The sequence below is a fragment of the Metalysinibacillus jejuensis genome, assembly GCF_003057615.1.
GTDB lineage: Bacteria > Bacillota > Bacilli > Bacillales_A > Planococcaceae > Metalysinibacillus > Metalysinibacillus jejuensis.
Genome location: NZ_QAFW01000003.1, coordinates 29,808 through 47,479 on the forward strand (window position 1 = coordinate 29,808; position 17,672 = coordinate 47,479).

Genomic DNA, 17,672 nt, shown 5'->3' on the forward strand with positions numbered 1-17,672 from the left:
AGGTATGAAACTACAATTAGTTTTTAAGACCGTATTTTTTGTTGAAACGATCCACACGACCATCAGCAGCCGCGAATTTTTGACGACCCGTATAGAATGGGTGGCATTCGTTACATAATTCAACAGTGATTTTCTCTTCTACTGAACCTGTAGTGAATGTGTTACCGCATGAACAAGTAACTGTCGCTTGTTTGTAATCTGGATGAATACCTGGTTTCATATTCGTTTTCTCCTCTCGCCCTGAACTATGTGCTAGATCAGAGTTATGTTTTCGAACCATTGCCTTACAGCACCCGAATATGTCAGTTCCATATGCAATGCGTTTCTTTACAGAAAACAGTATAGCAAAAACATGTTACGCTTGCAACCATTTACTTTTTATCTACTAATCCTTTGCCATTCGTTGCTTTTTTCATTTCATTATTTAATTTGTCAAAGAACTCTTCGTTCGTCTCGGTCGTGCGCAACTTGCGTAAGAAACGCTCAGTAAAGTCTGACGCATCCGAAAACGTTTTACGAATCGCCCATAATTTTCCAAGGCGATCTTTTGGAATTAACAACTCTTCTTTACGCGTGCCTGAGCGACGAATATCAATCGCTGGGAAGACACGGCGCTCCGCTAAGTTGCGGTCTAAGTGCAACTCTAAGTTACCCGTTCCTTTAAATTCTTCATAAATGACTTCATCCATACGCGAACCTGTATCGACTAAAGCCGTCGCTAATATCGTTAAGCTACCGCCTTCTTCAATATTACGCGCTGAACCGAAGAAGCGCTTCGGTCGGTGGAAGGCAGCAGGGTCAATACCGCCCGATAGCGTACGACCACTCGGCGGAATAACTAAGTTATAAGCACGTGCAAGACGTGTAATAGAATCCATTAAAATAATAACGTCGCGCTTTTGTTCCACTAAACGACGCGCACGTTCTAATACGATTTCCGCTACTTTTACATGGTTTTCTGGCACTTCATCAAAAGTCGAACTTACGACATCCGCATTAACCGAACGCTCAATATCTGTTACTTCCTCCGGGCGCTCATCAATTAATAATACGATTAAGTCCGCTTCAGGATGATTAGTCGTAATCGCATTGGCGATTTCTTTTAATAAAGATGTTTTACCTGCTTTTGGTGGCGCTACAATAAGACCACGCTGACCAAAGCCGACAGGTGCTACTAAATCCATCACGCGCGTTGATACATGTTGTGCTGTTGTTTCTAGTTTTATTTGTCGATCTGGATAGAGTGGAGTAAGTGCGGGGAAATGCACGCGGTCTTTCGCTTGTTCTGGGTCAACCCCGTTCACCGCTTCAACTTGCAATAAACCATAGTAGCGTTCGTTTTCCTTCGGTGGACGTACTTTACCCGAAACTTTATCGCCATTACGTAAATCAAAGCGACGAATTTGCGAAGCCGAAATATAAATATCTTCTTTACTTGGCGAATAGTTGATTGGGCGTAAGAAGCCAAAGCCTTCTTGCGACACGATATCGAGTACACCTTCCATAAAGAAGAAGCCTTCTTGCTCAGAACGTGATTTTAAAATCGCAAAAATTAACTCTTTTTTCGTTAGCTTGCTATAATACGAAATTTTATATTCACGCGCTAAGGCGTATAAATCTTTTAGCGTCATATTTTCTAATTGAGATATTGTCAAACTAGCCATGAACACAGCTCCAGTTCTCTATAGTGTAAATGAAGGAGGTACATAAGCGCACCTCCTTCATATGTGAAGCATTATTTATCGTACTGTGGTTTTTTCTCTAGACGGTGACGGCCTTCAACAAAACGAACCGTACCTGATTTCGCACGCATAACAACTGACTCTGTTAAGCAGTACTCACCTTTATATTGCACACCGCGTAATAAACCGCCATCTGTTACACCCGTTGCAGCGAAAATTGCGTCGTCGCCTTTAACTAAGTCTTCAAGTTGGTACACTTTATTCACGTCGATGCCCATTTTTGCACAACGCTCACGTTGCTCATCATCTTCTGGCACTAAGCGACCTTGGAAATCGCCACCTAAACATTTTAGCGCTGCGGCTGAAATAACGCCTTCAGGTGCGCCGCCAATACCGAACATAATATCAACACCTGTTTGGTCAAATGCCGTATTAATTGCAGCTGCTACGTCGCCATCTTGAATGAACTTAATGCTAGCACCTGCTGCACGAATTTCTTCAACGATAGCTGTGTGACGCTCACGATCTAGCAATGTTGCTACTACGTCTGATACGTCTTTATTTTTAGCTTTTGCTACTGCTTTTAAGTTATCTGTTACCGATGCGTTAATGTCTACCATACCTGCTGCTTCAGGACCTACAGCGATTTTTTCCATGTACATGTCAGGCGCATTTAGCAAGTTACCTTTATCTGCAATCGCTAGTACCGTTAATGCACCGTTACTACCTTTTGCTACGATATTTGTACCTTCTAATGGGTCAACTGCGATGTCTACTTCTGGACCACCGTTGCGTAAACCAAGTTCTTCACCGATATAAAGCATTGGTGCTTCATCCATCTCACCTTCACCGATTACTACAGTGCCGTGCATTGGGATTGTGTCGAACATGGTACGCATCGCTGTTGTTGCTGCATCGTCTGCCGCAATTTTGTCACCGCGTCCCATCCATTTTGCTGATTGAATTGCTGCTGCCTCTGTTACACGTACTACTTCCATTGATAAACTACGTTCCATGAGTTTATGCCTCCTGTTATTTGTCCGCTACTTCAAGCGAAATGGTTTCTCTTCGAATGTCTGCGCCAATTTCGCACAACTTATCGATTAAACTGCTATAGCCTCGTTCGATATGATAAATATCACGAATCTCTGTTTCGCCCTCTGCTACAAGCCCCGCTAATACGAGCGCTGCGCCTGCTCGTAAATCGGTTGCTGTTACAGTAGAGCCCTGCAAGGTTGTCGGGCCAGAAATCATGGCTGTATTGCCTTCTACACGTGCTTTTGCGCTCATACGATTTAACTCGTCAATATGTTTAAAGCGTGCTGGGTAAATCGTATCCGTCACTTTAGATGCCCCTTGTACTTGGGTCATTAATACGGAAAGTGGCTGTTGTACATCCGTCGGGAAGCCTGGGTAAACGAGCGTTTTAATATCAATCGCTTGCAACTCGCTTAAATCGGTTTTAGGAATGAAAATGCTCTCCTCATCAATTTGTACTTTGACACCCATTTCACGTAATTTTGCTGTGACCGCTTCTAAATGGAGGGGAATGACATTATCAATCGTTACACCATCACCAATCGCTGCCGCCATAATCATAAAGGTTGCCGCTTCAATACGGTCAGGAATAATTGTGTGCTGTGTGCCGTGTAATTCATCGACACCTTCAATACGAATCACGCTCGTACCTGCACCTTTAATGCTCGCGCCCATATTCGTTAACAACGTTGCGACATCAATAATTTCTGGCTCTTTTGCGGCGTTTTCGATAATGGTTTTTCCCTTTGCACGAACAGCAGCTAACATAATGTTAATCGTTGCTCCTACGCTCGCCACATCTAAATAAATTTTAGCGCCAATTAATTCGTCTGCGCGCAAATAAATCGCACCGTGTTCATTTGTAACTTTGGCGCCTAGCGCTTCAAACCCTTTAATGTGTTGATCGATCGGACGCGGTCCTAAAAAACAACCGCCCGGTAAACCAATGACCGCTTTTTTAAAGCGACCAAGCATTGCTCCCATTAAATAATACGAAGCACGTAAACGCTTCACGTTACCATTAGGTAGGGGTAGCGCAACCATGTCTGTAGGGTCTACGGTCATAACGCCATTTTGAAATAGCACTTTACCGCCAAACTCCTCCAGTAAATCCTTTAATGCCCACGCGTCTGAAATTTCAGGAATACCGCCGATTGTTACGGGTGAATTAGCTAAAATCGTGGCAGGTATTAAAGCGACAGCGCTATTTTTTGCTCCACTTACCTTAATTGTACCTTTCAGGCGATTTTCACCTGTAATTTTATATACATCCATTTTATTTCTCCTTAACAATGGAAGTTCACCCACAATCGCGGATTATGCTTCCTTTTATTTCACTTGACGCTTGTCCCAGTCAGCTAAAAATGCTGAAATCCCTTTATCAGTAAGGGGATGATTAAATAATTGCTCTAAGACGTTAAACGGTGTTGTCGCAATATGCGCACCTGCCATCGCTGCCGCTTGAATATGCTGCGGATGACGAATGGACGCTGCGATAATTTGCGTATCAATGTTATGAATCGCAAAAATTGTAGCGATGTCTTCAATTAATTGAGCACCGTCTTGCCCAATGTCATCAAGACGACCAATAAACGGTGAAACATACGTCGCGCCTGCACGCGCCGCTAACAACGCTTGGTTTGCGCTAAAAACTAATGTGACATTCGTCGAAATCCCTTTGTCTGCAAAGTAACGACAAGCCGTTAACCCTGCTTTTGTCATCGGCAATTTCACTGTAATATTCGGTGCGATTTTAGCAAGTTCTAAACCTTCTTCAATCATACCCTGTGCGTCAAGTGCAATAACCTCTCCGCTTACAGAGCCGTCAACGAGTGTCGCAATATCTTTTAAACGCTCGTGAAATGAAATGTCTTTCTCTTTAGCCACGAGTGATGGATTTGTCGTTACGCCATCAATAATACCCCAGCTATGCGCCTCTTTAATATGTTCGAAATTTGCCGTATCAATAAAAAATTTCATTGTACTTCCCTCCATTTCACTTGAAAACAAGAGAAGCCCGATTAACTCGGGGTCTTCTCCTGTCCAACACAGAATCCCTATGATTACCGTTATTCATTGTCTTTTTTGCTGCATAGACGCTTGCGGCGTGAGAACAGAAAGCTCTGCTTTTCTTTTGGCTAGCGACAGGCACTTCACACCTAGGCGTTTCGGTCGACTGCTCCGCGTGACGAGCACGCAGGCAGACCCCCTCCAACGCTTCCGCGTGAGAACAGAAAGCTCTGCTTTTCTTTGGCTAGCGACGCTTTCTTCACGCTACGACCGTTTCGAATGTCAGCTCCGCGTGACGAGCACACGGGCTGCCCTTCTCCAACGCTTCCGCGTGAGAACAGAAAGCTCTGCTTTTCTTATGCCTTTTGTGAGCTGCCAAATTCGCGCATTTTACCGATTACTGTTGTTTTGATTGCTTCGCGAGCTGGTGCTAAGTATTTACGTGGGTCATAAACTTTCGTGTCGTTTGCTAATACTTCACGCACTACTTTTGTTGCTGCGATTTGGTTTTCAGTATTTACGTTAATTTTTGCTGTACCTAAAGAAATTGAACGTTGAATATCTTTCGTTGGGATACCTGTACCGCCGTGTAATACTAATGGTAGGTCAGCTAAGTTTGAGATTTCTTCCATCTCTTTAAAGCCTAAGTTTGGTTCACCTTTGTAAGGACCATGTACAGAACCTAGTGCTGGTGCTAAGCAGTCGATTGCTGTTTGCTCAACCATTTTGCGGCACTCTTCTGGGTCAGCGTAAATAATACCGCCTGTTACACCGTCTTCTTCGCCGCCTACTGTACCAAGCTCTGCTTCTACAGAAACGCCTTTAGCGTGTGCGTATTCTACAACTTGAGATGTGATGGCGATGTTTTCTTCGAATGGGTGGTGAGAAGCATCAATCATTACTGAAGTGAAGCCAGCGTCAATCGCTTCTTTACATTTATCAAAGCTAGAGCCGTGGTCTAAGTGGATTGCAACAGGTACTGTAATGCCATAACTTTCGATTAAGCCTTTTACCATATAAACAACTGATACGAAGCCGCCCATATATTTTGCTGCACCTTCAGAAACGCCAAGGATTACTGGTGATTTTTCTTCTTGTGCTGCTAATAAGATCGCTTGCGTAAACTCTAAGTTATTAATATTGTATTGCCCTACTGCATACTTTTCTTCTTTTGCTTTAATTAACATCTCTTTCATTGATACTAATGCCATGAATAAAATCCTCCTTAGGATTAACGATATTTTTCGTGAGAAATATTCCATCTAATCATAACAAAAAGCGAATATGTATGCTACTGCTTGAACGACTAACCTAGTAATATTTTGTTAACAGCGGCACGAATTTCGAAAATATTGAACGGTTTTGTAAAATGTGCCACAACGCCTAAGCGTTTTGTTTTTTCGATAGTTTCTAATTCACCGTAAGCGGTCATCATAATAATGGGTAATACGGGGAAGCTTTCGCGCAGTTTTTCTAAAATCATTACGCCGTCCATCCCTGGCATACGCAGGTCTAATAATACGCAATCAGGTTGGTGATCTTCTACGATCGCAAGCGCCTCAGGACCGCTTGCGGCAAGAAATGTATTATAGCCATCTTCCTTAAATACCTCCCGCAGTAATAGTCGTATACCTTCTTGGTCATCTACGATCAGCAAGTTACACATGTAATCCCTCCTAAAATTTTCTATAATTCCCTATTTACTTTCACTCAATAATACAATACATTCTGTGCTTTTTCACTTATAATGTTAGCGAGGTGACAACATGTTAAAAATTTTAACGACACAATTACAAGGATTGTTTCAACGAATTACAGCTGAAGAGCAAGATAACATCGAGGACACATCCCGTCTACTTGCTCAGGCAGCCATTGGAGAAGGCTACGTCTATTTTGCGTGCTTCGGGGAGTTAGAGGCGCTCTATACCCATGCGAGTACATCGAAGGAGCCTTTTTACAAAATGCGACGCTTAACGGACGTCACAACATTAACGCCAGCGGACCGTGTATGTATTTTTACACCGCTCGCTACAGACGAAGAAGCATTAGCACTCGCTAGCAAACTTACCATTCCTTTTGCTGTCGTCGCAAGTGAAGATAAAAAAAGTTTGTCCAATCCGTTATTTGAAGAAGCTTATACGTACGTTAATTTGCACGTGCGTGGTGGGCTCATCCCTACTGAAACAGGTGAGCGAATTGTGCAACCTGAACTCTTTGCTGCACTTTTTGCCTACGAAGCATTAAAAATGAACTATGATGAGATGGTACAAGGGGAATAAAAAAAGAAATCGTGCCGCGTCGCACGATTTCTTTTTAGTTACATTAAACCTTCTAAACCACCTAAGTCGCCTAAATTACCGCCACCGAGTGATTGCAATAAGTTTTGTAATTCATCCATTTCTTCGCTCGTCACAACCATATACTCAATTGTTGTAATGCCTGCTAATTCGTACATAAAGCCGTGTACGTAAATCGTTTCGTCACTAGTACCGGTTAGGCGAACCGAAAATAGTCCGTTACCTTCTGCTGCGCGCGATAATTTAAGTCCGCCATCACGTAGTTCAGCGCGAACAATTTTATCTTTCGCAAGACCCGCTGTAAATTGCTCGACATACATATTGCGTACTTTAAAGCCGATTTCATCTTGACTAACTAGCACTTCATTTTTTTCGATAACTTGCATTGCCACGAAAGAGAAATTGCTTTCACTTACCGCTAAACCGAGGCGACGTTCATTGCCCTCATCATCGCTAAATGTCGCAATATATGCACCTGCCGCTTTCATCGTAAGCGTGTACGTCGCTGTATCTGGTGATTCAGGCATTTCCTCACCCTCAGCTTCGTCTTCTTCTATGATCATTTCATTTTTTTCGTATGTGTACATCGACGGATCTACCACTTTACCGTCTAGGCTCATAATCGTTACATGTTTTGGCTCAAAACCGAGTGCCTCTTCCTCAACTGTAATTTCAGTAGGCGTTACTTCTGTCGACTCCGTTACCGTCACTACAAATTTCTCATCTACTTTTTTAACTTCAATGATATATTTCTTTTGTGCTACGACTTCATAATCTTCATCTTCCGTTACATTAGAGCCGCTTACTACAATCATACCTTTACCTTCTGATACCGCTTCGATACCGATTGTTTCGCCGTCTTCATGCAAGGCAAAAACCGTTTCGCCCGTTTCTTCATCGTACTCTTCTGTATATGTCGCTTCGATTAAAGTAGCATCTAAATCGTCTGCTGTAATTTTTGCTTGCACACGATTTTCTAGCATTTTTTCGGTACGCGTCGTAAATAATGCAAACTGCGCACGCGTTACTGCATCACGCAAGCCAAATTCTGTCGGGTTTTTGCCCTTTGTAATACCGTAATGGTAAAGTGCCGCTACGTTTTCATACGCCTCGGTATGTAATAAAACATCTTTAAATGGTAACTGTGTACCGTGTGGTGCCATCAACGCATACGCCGTCGTTAACATGCGCGCCATTTGTTCACGTGTAATCGCTTCGTTCGGACGGAAAGAGCCGTCTGCGTAGCCGCTAAATACGTCTACTTCAGTAAGCGCTGCGATGGCTCCGTAATATTCATTTGTTTCAGCTACGTCTTTATATTCAGGGTTTACGACATCATCTGTATCTAAACCAAGCATCTTCACTAACATTTTAGCTGATTGACCACGCGTAATCGGTTGGTGTGGACGGAATGTACCATCGGCATAACCTTTTACGACGCCGCGCTCTACTAAATTCGCAATCGCTTGGCCGTATTCTGCTTTCATATCCACATCTTTAAAGCTTTTCGCTGCACTCGCTTCAGGTACAACGACAATCGCACTCGTCGCAAGTGCCGCTGTCATCGCCATCGCAAACATTTTTTTATTATTCATTATGTCCCTCTTTTCTATAGTTGCTTCTTCTTGCTATACGTGTTGCGCGCCTTTTAGTTTCAAAAAAAGCCTGAAAATGCATAATTACACTTTCAGGCCATCATTTTATTTTAACGTTGCTTGGATAAAGTCACGGAATAATGGTTGTGGACGGTTTGGACGTGATACAAACTCTGGGTGGAACTGAGCTGCTACGAAGAAATCATTCGTTGGGATTTCTACGATTTCCACTAACTTATTGTCAGGGCTCACACCTGAGAATACTAAACCTTCCGCTTCCATTGCTTCGCGGTATTCATTATTAAATTCGTAACGGTGACGGTGACGCTCATAAATTAAATCGCTATCGTATGAAGCGTGTGCTTGTGTGCCGTCTTTTAATTTACATGGATATAAGCCAAGGCGTAATGTGCCGCCTAAATCATCGTCTTCTTTTTTGTCTGGTAAAATATCAATAATTGGATACGCTGTGTCTTTATCGAGCTCTGTAGAATGAGCGCCTTCTAATTTTAGCACGTTGCGCGCAAACTCGACTGTAGCTAATTGCATACCTAAACAAATGCCTAGGAATGGTACATTGTTCTCACGTGCAAAACGGATTGCTTCGATTTTACCTTCAACCCCGCGGTCACCAAAGCCACCAGGAACGATAATACCATCAGCCTCGCCAATCATTTGCTGTACGTTGTCTGCTGTTACTTCTTCAGCATTGATCCAGTCAATCTCTACGTCTGTATCAAACGCATAGCCTGCATGGCGCATTGCTTCTACTACTGAAATATACGCATCTTGTAACTCAACGTATTTACCAACAAGTGCGATTTTTGTTTTACCGTGTAAGTTTTTCACAACTTCCACAAGCTTTTTCCAATCTTCCATGTCTGCTTCTGGCGCTTTTAGGCCGAAGTGGTCAAGTACGATATCGTCTAAATCTTGTTTGTGTAAGTTAAGTGGTACTTCGTATAAATGCTCAACGTCACGTGACTCAATAATTTCGTGCTTTTGTACGTCACAGAATAACGCTAACTTTTCTTTCATTTCTTCTGGTACTTCTTGCTCTGTACGCACGACAATAATATTTGGTTGAATACCAAGTGAACGTAACTCTTTAACCGAGTGTTGTGTTGGTTTTGTTTTTAGTTCGCCTGCTGCTTTAATGTACGGGATTAACGTACAGTGGATGTACATTACGTTGTTGTGACCTAAGTTCGTACGCATTTGACGAATGGCTTCTAAAAATGGTAGTGACTCGATGTCACCTACTGTACCACCAACTTCTGTAATTACAACATCAGCATTTGTTTCGCGACCTGCACGTTGGATGCGGTCTTTAATTTCGTTCGTAATATGCGGAATAACTTGTACTGTACCGCCGTTATAATCGCCGCGACGTTCTTTATTTAATACCGTTTGGTAAACACGACCTGACGTTACCGTTGAATGCTTTCCTAAATTAATATCGATGAAGCGCTCGTAGTGACCTAAGTCTAAGTCAGCCTCAGCACCGTCATCCGTTACAAAAACCTCACCATGTTGGTATGGGCTCATTGTGCCTGGGTCGATATTAATGTACGGATCGAATTTTTGAATCGTTACCTCTAACCCACGATTTTTTAATAAACGTCCTAATGATGCAGCGACAATACCCTTACCAAGTGACGATACTACGCCACCTGTTACGAAAATATACTTTGTCATTACAAATGCCTCCTTATATTTATAAAAAATAAAAAACGCTCCCTCTGCATAGTTGCAGGGGAAGCGTATCACTTATACGGTCAATCTCCTTTTTTAGGAGCCCAATTAAAAGAGTATACGTTAGCGAAAAATATGTCAAGAATTATTCTTCGTCTTCTTCCTCGTCCTCATCGTCTTCTTCGCCTAGGTCAAACTCTTCGTCCTCGATGATAACTTCTTCAACGTCTTCATCTTCTTCGAGTTCTTCTTCGTCTTCAAGCTCTTCCTCATCTTTACCGAAGCCGATCGGTTCTACAAGGCTTGCTTCTTCTTCGTCATCTTCTTCTTCGTCTTCTAACTCATCTTCAAAGATAAGCGCTTCTTCTGCTTCAAGCTCTTCCACATCATCAAAGTCGTCTTCTTTAACCGCTTTTGATTTTTTCTTGCGGATTTTTACAGATGGTGCTGTTTCTTCTTCGATTTGTTCTACTTTATACCACTCACGTAAGCCCCAACCATCTTCTTGGTTAAGTAAGAAGCGTCCGTCGATGTTTAAATCTGTGTAAAATTGTTGAATGCGTGCTTTCATTTCTGCATTCGTATACCCTTTTATTTTTTGAAGCTCGCTCGTTAGCGCTTCTAAACTCATTGAACTATGTTTTTCTGTTAAAATCGCGAAAGCTAAATCTACCAGCGACTCTTCTGCGATTTGGTGCTTTGTCATATTACGAAAATCCACTTTCCTACACGTCCTTTCAATTCGCCTACTAGTAAGCATAATACTCATTATATACAATACTTCATCGCAATGGCTACTTACATTTTACGTTTTTTTGAATGTAGCATTTGACGCGTGCCTAAAAAAAATAAATATGCTGATAGGATTAATAACGGAATCGATGCCAGTTGCTCATTATACATCGCTGTAATAATTATCAGTAATACTAAAATAATTCCGTACGATAGCATTTTTTTAAACACGCGAATCACCTCTTTGTTTCAGTATAGCGAATTTTACTTTGCGATATCAAACAACTTCCTACCGCTCATGCTCATTTTTGCTCGTTCTCGCTAACTCTTGTAAACGATAAGAGCACCCTTCTCCTCGAGGAAAAAGGTGCTCTTTATTTGCTTACATATTACGACGGTATTGCCCGCCTACTTCGTAAAGTGCGCGTGTAATTTGACCGAGGCTCGCTACTTTTACAGTATCCATTAGTTCGGCAAAAATGTTGCCACCTGTTACCGCTGCGTGTTGCAAGCGCTCAATCGCTTGTTCTGCTTCTGTTTTATGCTTCGCTTGGAAGGCTTGTAAATTCGTAATTTGCGCTTCTTTCTCTTCTTTTGAAGCACGCGCAATTTCCATGCTATCAATCGCATCATCTGACGGTGGGTTAGGGTTAAGGTACGTATTAACACCGATGATCGGTAACTCGCCTGAGTGCTTCAGCATTTCGTAATGCATCGACTCCTCTTGGATTTTACCGCGTTGGTATTGTGTTTCCATTGCACCTAATACGCCACCGCGGTCATTAATACGATCAAACTCTTCAAGCACTGCGTTTTCTACTAACTCTGTTAGCTCTTCAATAATGAATGCACCTTGTAGTGGGTTTTCATTTTTTGTTAAGCCATGCTCTTTCGTAATAATCATTTGAATAGCCATTGCACGACGTACCGACTCTTCTGTTGGCGTAGTAATGGCCTCATCATACGCATTAGTGTGTAGTGAGTTACAGTTATCATGTAGCGCCATTAACGCTTGAAGTGTCGTACGAATATCATTAAAGTCAATCTCCTGCGCGTGCAAGCTTCGACCTGATGTTTGAATGTGATACTTTAATTTTTGTGAACGCTCATTTGCCCCGTACTTATCGCGCATTACGACTGCCCAAATACGTCGCGCCACACGACCAATAACCGAGTACTCTGGGTCTAAACCATTTGAGAAGAAGAAGGATAAGTTTGGCGCAAAGTCATCGATATGCATGCCACGGCTCAAATAATACTCCACATACGTAAAGCCGTTCGCTAATGTAAATGCCAATTGCGAAATTGGATTTGCGCCCGCTTCAGCAATATGATAGCCCGAAATTGATACCGAATAATAATTGCGTACTTTATGGTCAATAAAGTACTGCTGGATATCGCCCATTAAACGCAGCGCAAACTCTGTTGAGAAGATGCACGTATTTTGCCCTTGATCTTCTTTTAAAATATCGGCTTGTACTGTACCACGCACCACTTGTAGTGTTTGCTCGCGTACGTTCGTAAACTCTTCTACAGTTAATGTGCGACCTAGCGCTTCCTCTTGCTTTTTCACTTGTTGGTCAATCGCCGCATTCATAAACATCGCTAAAATAATTGGCGCTGGACCGTTAATTGTCATCGATACTGATGTTGACGGCGCACATAAATCAAAGCCATCGTATAGCTTTTTCATATCTTCTAGCGTACAAATGCTTACACCTGACTCACCGACTTTACCGTAAATATCAGGACGGTGGTCTGGGTCTTCGCCGTAAAGTGTTACAGAGTCAAACGCTGTTGATAAACGTTTCGCATCGTCATCCTTAGACAAGTAGTGGAAGCGGCGATTCGTACGCTCTGGCGTACCCTCACCCGCGAATTGACGCTTAGGATCCTCGCCCTCACGTTTAAATTGGAAGACGCCCCCTGTATACGGGAACTCCCCAGGCACGTTTTCACGGTATACCCAGCTCAAAATTTCGCCGTAATCTTTATAGTTAGGCAGTGATACTTTCGGAATTTTAGTACCTGCTAAACTTTTTGTCTTCAATACAGTACGGATTTCCTTATCACGAATTTTCATCACAAATTCATCTTTACTATACGCTTCTTTTAGCGCATCCCAATTGTTTAAAATACGTTTAGACTCCGCTGACAACTCTTCGCGCACACCTTCAGCTAATGAAGTTAAAGACGCTACGAGTGCATCGTCATGCGCTTTTTCTTTAACCGCTTCAAGCGCACCTTCTAGTTGGAAAAGACGGCGTGCTAAAGCGACTTGTTGTTCCGTATTTTTATGGTAGTTACGCACGGTATCTGTAATTTCACGCAAGTAGTAACGGCGGTCATTCGGGATAATTACGTCTTGCTTTTGCGTCTTCGTTGACGTTTCGTACGACGTTTCCCAATCTGTACCTGCCTTATCGTTTAGCACACGTACAATTGCTGCAAACAGCGTATTCGTACCCTTATCATTAAACTGGCTCGCAATCGTACCGTATACCGGCATATCATCTAAATCAGCTTCCCATAGCTCGCGTGAACGTTGGTATTGCTTTTGTACTTGGCGCTTAGCATCTTCAGAACCTTTACGCTCAAATTTATTAATCGCAATAATATCTGCGTAGTCAATCATGTCAATTTTTTCTAATTGTGTCGGTGCACCGAACTCTGATGTCATAACATACATCGAAATGTCAGTATAGTTAGTGATTTCTGCATCCCCTTGACCTATACCACTCGTTTCAACGATAATTAAGTCATAGCCTGCTGTTTTTACAATATCGAGTACGTCGCCAATCGATGACGAAAGTTCCGTGCGGGAACCACGTGTAGCCAAGCTACGCATGTATACGCGATTGTTAAAAATAGCATTCATACGGATACGGTCGCCTAATAGCGCACCACCCGTTTTTTGTTTTGTTGGGTCCACAGACAGGATGGCAACCTTTTTATCTGGGAACTCACGTAAAAATCGACGAATCAATTCATCTGTTAGAGACGATTTACCTGCCCCACCGGTACCAGTAATACCTAAAACGGGCGTGTTTTTCGAGCGTTGGCGCGCTACTTCAATCAGTTGTTTTGCTTCGTCGCTTTCTACTTCTTCTGCAATCGTAATTAATTTCGCTAGTACTTCTGGTGCTTCTGTTGTTAGCTTATCGAGCAGTGCTTGGTAGTCTTCATTGTCAATCGTCGAAAAATCGCTCTGCTCAATTTGATAATTGATCATCCCTTGTAAGCCAAGTTTTCGACCGTCTTCTGGTGAAAAAATACCTGCAATGCCGTAATCCTCTAACTCTTTAATTTCTTTCGGTAAAATAACACCACCGCCACCACCCCAAATTTTAACGTGTGGTGCACCTCGTTCTTTTAATAAATCATACATGTACTTAAAGTACTCAATATGTCCCCCTTGATAAGACGAAATCGCAATGCCTTGTGCATCCTCTTGGATAGCAGCGTTGACAACTTCCTCTACTGAACGATTATGCCCTAAATGGATAACCTCAGAACCGCTCGCTTGTAAAATACGACGCATAATATTAATCGATGCATCATGACCATCAAAAAGGCTTGATGCAGTTACGAAGCGTACGTGGTTTTTTGGACGATACACTACTTTTTCTTGTGTCATGAATTTATCCCCCATCCTCTTTATAAATTGTTAAGCAAATCCCTTAATCCCCTCAATAAACATCGTGGTCTGCATGTCGATAAACGAATCAATCGTGTGGTGGGGGTGGAGCGCCCATTTACGGAACGCCCAACTTTGCCCTTGTACCACAATATTATTCGCTGCGAGATGAATTTGTTGCTCTGTTAATGTGAGCTCCCCTGCATCTACACATTTTTTCAAAATGCCTTCAAAAATTGCGACCATTTCAAACTCTTTCGAAAAAACATAAACTAATGCTTCTTTTTTAAGCGACTTTGTTTCTTGATACATAATGGTAAACTCGTCCACCATGCCATCAATTAACATAAAGTATTGACGAATTGCCCCTTTTAATTCGTTTAACGTACCTGAGTCTGTCGGAAACTCCGACAGTTGCGTCATCACTTCATTGAAGATGCTGTCACACACAAGGTATAATACATCTTCTTTGGAGCGAATGTACTCATACAACGTCCCAATACTAAAGCCAGCTTCTTTTGCGATTTCTCGCGTGGTAGCGCGATGGAACCCCTTTTCCTTAAATAACTTAATCGCGCCTTGAATCATTTGCTTACGGCGAATGGCAATCAAACTTTCATCCTTAACAGATGACTCTACTACTAACTTACCTTGTTGTTTCTCTGTCATAAATTACTTTGTAAGCATACGCGAGATAACTAAGCGTTGAATCTCTTGCGTTCCTTCATAAATTTGTGTAATTTTAGCATCGCGCATGTAACGCTCTACTGGGTAGTCTTTCGTATAGCCGTAACCGCCATATACTTGTACTGCCTCTGTCGTTACTTTCATCGCTGTATCGCCTGCTAATAATTTAGCCATTGCCGAAGCTTTACCATACGGTAGATCATTCGACTCTAACCAAGCCGCTTGATACGTTAATAAACGTGATGCTTCTGTTTGTGTTGCCATATCCGCTAATTTAAATGAAACCCCTTGTTGCGCAGCAATTGGTTTACCAAATTGTACGCGCTCTTTTGCATAGCCTACCGCTGCATCAAGTGCACCTTGTGCAATACCTACAGCTTGTGCTGCGATGCCGTTACGCCCACCATCTAATGTTTTCATAGCGATAATAAAACCTTCGCCTTCTTTGCCGAGTAAGTTTTCTTTTGGTACGCGGCAGTTATCAAACATAATTTCTGTTGTCGGTGAAGAACGAATGCCGAGCTTTTGTTCTTTTTTACCTACAGAAAATCCTGGTGTATCTGCTTCTACGATAAAGGCACTTGTACCGCTATGTTTAGATGTTGGGTCTGTTACTGCAAACACCACATACGTATCCGCAATACCACCGTTTGTAATGAAGATTTTCGAGCCGTTTAGCACGTACGCATCGCCGTCTAATTTAGCTGTTGTTTTCATGCCACCTGCATCACTGCCTGAGCCTGGCTCTGTTAAGCCGTAAGCGCCAACTTTTTTACCTTCTGCCATTGGGCGTAAGTATTTTTGTTTTTGCTCTTCGTTACCGTATTTGTAAATCGGCCAACCTGCTAATGATGTATGTGCTGATAAGACAACGCCTGTTGATGCACAAACGCGTGATAACTCTTCGATTGTAATAACGTAAGCAAGGTAGTCCATACCTGCGCCGCCGTACTCTTCTGGCCAAGGGATACCTGTTAAGCCAAGCTCAGCCATTTGTTTGAAAATATTCATATCAAATGTTTCGTTTTCATCGCGTTCAGCCGCTGTTGGCGCTACTTGCTCAAGCGCAAAGTCGCGTACCATTTTACGTAGCATTTCGTGTTCTTCTGATAATTGGAAGTTCATTGTTCTATCCCCTTTTTTATACTTATTTTGTCATCATATGTTTGCCAATAACTAAGCGTTGAATTTCAGACGTACCTTCGTAAATTTCCGTTACTTTAGCATCGCGGAAATAACGCTCTACTGGATAATCTTTCGTATAGCCATAACCACCGTAAATTTGTACGGCTTCAATAGCTGTATCGACTGCCGTTTTTGAAGCAAATAGCTTAGCCATTGATGCTTCTTGCCCGCAGTTTTTACCTTCTGCACGTAAGTTCGCTGCACGGTAAACGAGTAATTTAGCTGCTTCTACAGCTGTTGCCATATCCGCTAATTTAAAGCCTACCCCTTGTTGTACCGCAATTGGTTTACCAAACTGTACGCGCTCTTTCGCATAGCCTGTTGCCGCTTCAAGTGCCGCCTCTGCAATGCCTAATGATTGTGCCGCAATACCGATGCGCCCTACGTCTAAGTTAGCCATCGCAATTTTAAAGCCTTCTCCTTCAGCACCTAGTAAGTTTTCTGCAGGTACGCGCATATTATCAAACGTTAACTGCACAGTACGTGAGCCGTGTAAGCCCATCTTTTCTTCATCCTTACCGATAACTAAGCCCTCTGTACCTTTTTCAACGATAAATGCTGAAATGCCATAAGAACCTTTTGATGGATCCGTTACCGCAAAGACGATGTATACATCCGCTTCGCCACCGTTCGTAATAAATACTTTCGAACCGTTAATAACGTAGTGATCGCCGTCTTTTACCGCTTTTGATTTTAATGAGCCGGCATCAGAGCCTGCACTCGGCTCTGTTAAACAGAAGGCACCAAGGTACTCGCCCGCTGCTAATTTTGGCACATACTTTTGCTTTTGCTCTTCATTACCGAAGTAAAGAATAGGATTCGTACCTACTGATGTGTGCACGGATAAAATAACGCCTACTACCGCACTCACTCGTGATAACTCATTGATTGCGATAATATATGAAGTAAAGTCCATATCCGTACCGCCATAAGCTTCGGGTACCGTAATACCCATTAAGCCAAGCTCACCCATCTTCTTTAAAATCTCGCGTGGAAATTCGCCTGCTTCCATACGCTCTACGAACGGAGCAATTTCCTTTTGCGCAAAGTTACGCACCATATCACGCATCATGCGTTGTTCTTCTGTAAATTGTAAGTTCACTGCACTCTCTCC

Annotated in this window: 16 protein-coding genes; 1 reads left to right on the forward strand and 15 read right to left on the reverse strand. The window is 42.5% G+C overall.

Features of this window, described 5'->3' with window-relative positions; all coding sequences use genetic code 11:
* Positions 1-16 precede the first annotated feature (16 nt).
* From rpmE to DDE80_RS02180, 7 genes are all read right to left on the reverse strand, one after another.
* Complete coding sequence (gene rpmE / locus DDE80_RS02150; protein WP_036145074.1) at positions 17-220, reverse strand: 50S ribosomal protein L31; 204 nt, start codon at positions 218-220, stop codon at positions 17-19.
* A gap of 151 nt (positions 221-371) precedes the next feature.
* On the reverse strand, positions 372-1,664 hold the full coding sequence (gene rho / locus DDE80_RS02155; protein WP_108306046.1) for a transcription termination factor Rho: 1,293 nt from the start codon (positions 1,662-1,664) through the stop codon (positions 372-374).
* A gap of 71 nt (positions 1,665-1,735) precedes the next feature.
* A complete protein-coding gene (gene glpX, locus DDE80_RS02160; RefSeq protein WP_108306047.1) occupies positions 1,736-2,698 on the reverse strand; it encodes a class II fructose-bisphosphatase in 963 nt (320 codons plus the stop codon).
* A 16-nt stretch (positions 2,699-2,714) separates the two neighbouring features.
* Positions 2,715-3,995 carry a UDP-N-acetylglucosamine 1-carboxyvinyltransferase gene (gene murA, locus DDE80_RS02165; protein WP_108306048.1) on the reverse strand — a complete coding sequence of 427 codons (1,281 nt, stop codon included), beginning with the start codon at positions 3,993-3,995 and terminating at the stop codon, positions 2,715-2,717.
* Positions 3,996-4,049: 54 nt separating this feature from the next.
* The gene (gene fsa, locus DDE80_RS02170; RefSeq protein ID WP_108306049.1) at positions 4,050-4,700 is read right to left on the reverse strand and encodes a fructose-6-phosphate aldolase; all 651 of its coding nucleotides are present in this window, start codon (positions 4,698-4,700) and stop codon (positions 4,050-4,052) included.
* A gap of 386 nt (positions 4,701-5,086) precedes the next feature.
* Complete coding sequence (locus DDE80_RS02175) at positions 5,087-5,941, reverse strand: class II fructose-bisphosphate aldolase (RefSeq protein ID WP_108306050.1); 855 nt, start codon at positions 5,939-5,941, stop codon at positions 5,087-5,089.
* A 95-nt stretch (positions 5,942-6,036) separates the two neighbouring features.
* On the reverse strand, positions 6,037-6,396 hold the full coding sequence (locus DDE80_RS02180) for a response regulator (protein WP_108306051.1): 360 nt from the start codon (positions 6,394-6,396) through the stop codon (positions 6,037-6,039).
* Positions 6,397-6,496: 100 nt separating this feature from the next.
* Between DDE80_RS02180 and DDE80_RS02185 the strand changes: the two genes are divergently transcribed.
* On the forward strand, positions 6,497-7,009 hold the full coding sequence (locus tag DDE80_RS02185; protein WP_108306052.1) for a DUF2529 family protein: 513 nt from the start codon (positions 6,497-6,499) through the stop codon (positions 7,007-7,009).
* A gap of 38 nt (positions 7,010-7,047) precedes the next feature.
* Here DDE80_RS02185 and DDE80_RS02190 read toward each other — a convergent pair whose 3' ends face one another.
* From DDE80_RS02190 to DDE80_RS02220, 8 genes are all read right to left on the reverse strand, one after another.
* Complete coding sequence (locus DDE80_RS02190; protein WP_108306053.1) at positions 7,048-8,622, reverse strand: S-layer homology domain-containing protein; 1,575 nt, start codon at positions 8,620-8,622, stop codon at positions 7,048-7,050.
* 105 nt (positions 8,623-8,727) lie between these two features.
* Positions 8,728-10,320: a CTP synthase gene (gene pyrG, locus DDE80_RS02195; protein ID WP_108306054.1), complete on the reverse strand. Its 1,593-nt coding sequence runs from the start codon at positions 10,318-10,320 to the stop codon at positions 8,728-8,730.
* A 142-nt stretch (positions 10,321-10,462) separates the two neighbouring features.
* Complete coding sequence (gene rpoE / locus DDE80_RS02200) at positions 10,463-11,038, reverse strand: DNA-directed RNA polymerase subunit delta (protein WP_201261481.1); 576 nt, start codon at positions 11,036-11,038, stop codon at positions 10,463-10,465.
* A 77-nt stretch (positions 11,039-11,115) separates the two neighbouring features.
* On the reverse strand, positions 11,116-11,280 hold the full coding sequence (locus DDE80_RS15095; RefSeq protein ID WP_161952249.1) for a hypothetical protein: 165 nt from the start codon (positions 11,278-11,280) through the stop codon (positions 11,116-11,118).
* A gap of 151 nt (positions 11,281-11,431) precedes the next feature.
* On the reverse strand, positions 11,432-14,686 hold the full coding sequence (gene icmF, locus DDE80_RS02205) for a fused isobutyryl-CoA mutase/GTPase IcmF (protein WP_108306055.1): 3,255 nt from the start codon (positions 14,684-14,686) through the stop codon (positions 11,432-11,434).
* 30 nt (positions 14,687-14,716) lie between these two features.
* Entirely contained in the window at positions 14,717-15,355 is a 639-nt protein-coding gene (locus DDE80_RS02210) for a TetR/AcrR family transcriptional regulator (RefSeq protein ID WP_108306056.1), read from the reverse strand.
* 3 nt (positions 15,356-15,358) lie between these two features.
* On the reverse strand, positions 15,359-16,498 hold the full coding sequence (locus DDE80_RS02215; RefSeq protein ID WP_108306057.1) for an acyl-CoA dehydrogenase: 1,140 nt from the start codon (positions 16,496-16,498) through the stop codon (positions 15,359-15,361).
* A 22-nt stretch (positions 16,499-16,520) separates the two neighbouring features.
* On the reverse strand, positions 16,521-17,660 hold the full coding sequence (locus DDE80_RS02220; RefSeq protein ID WP_108306058.1) for an acyl-CoA dehydrogenase: 1,140 nt from the start codon (positions 17,658-17,660) through the stop codon (positions 16,521-16,523).
* Positions 17,661-17,672 lie beyond the last annotated feature (12 nt).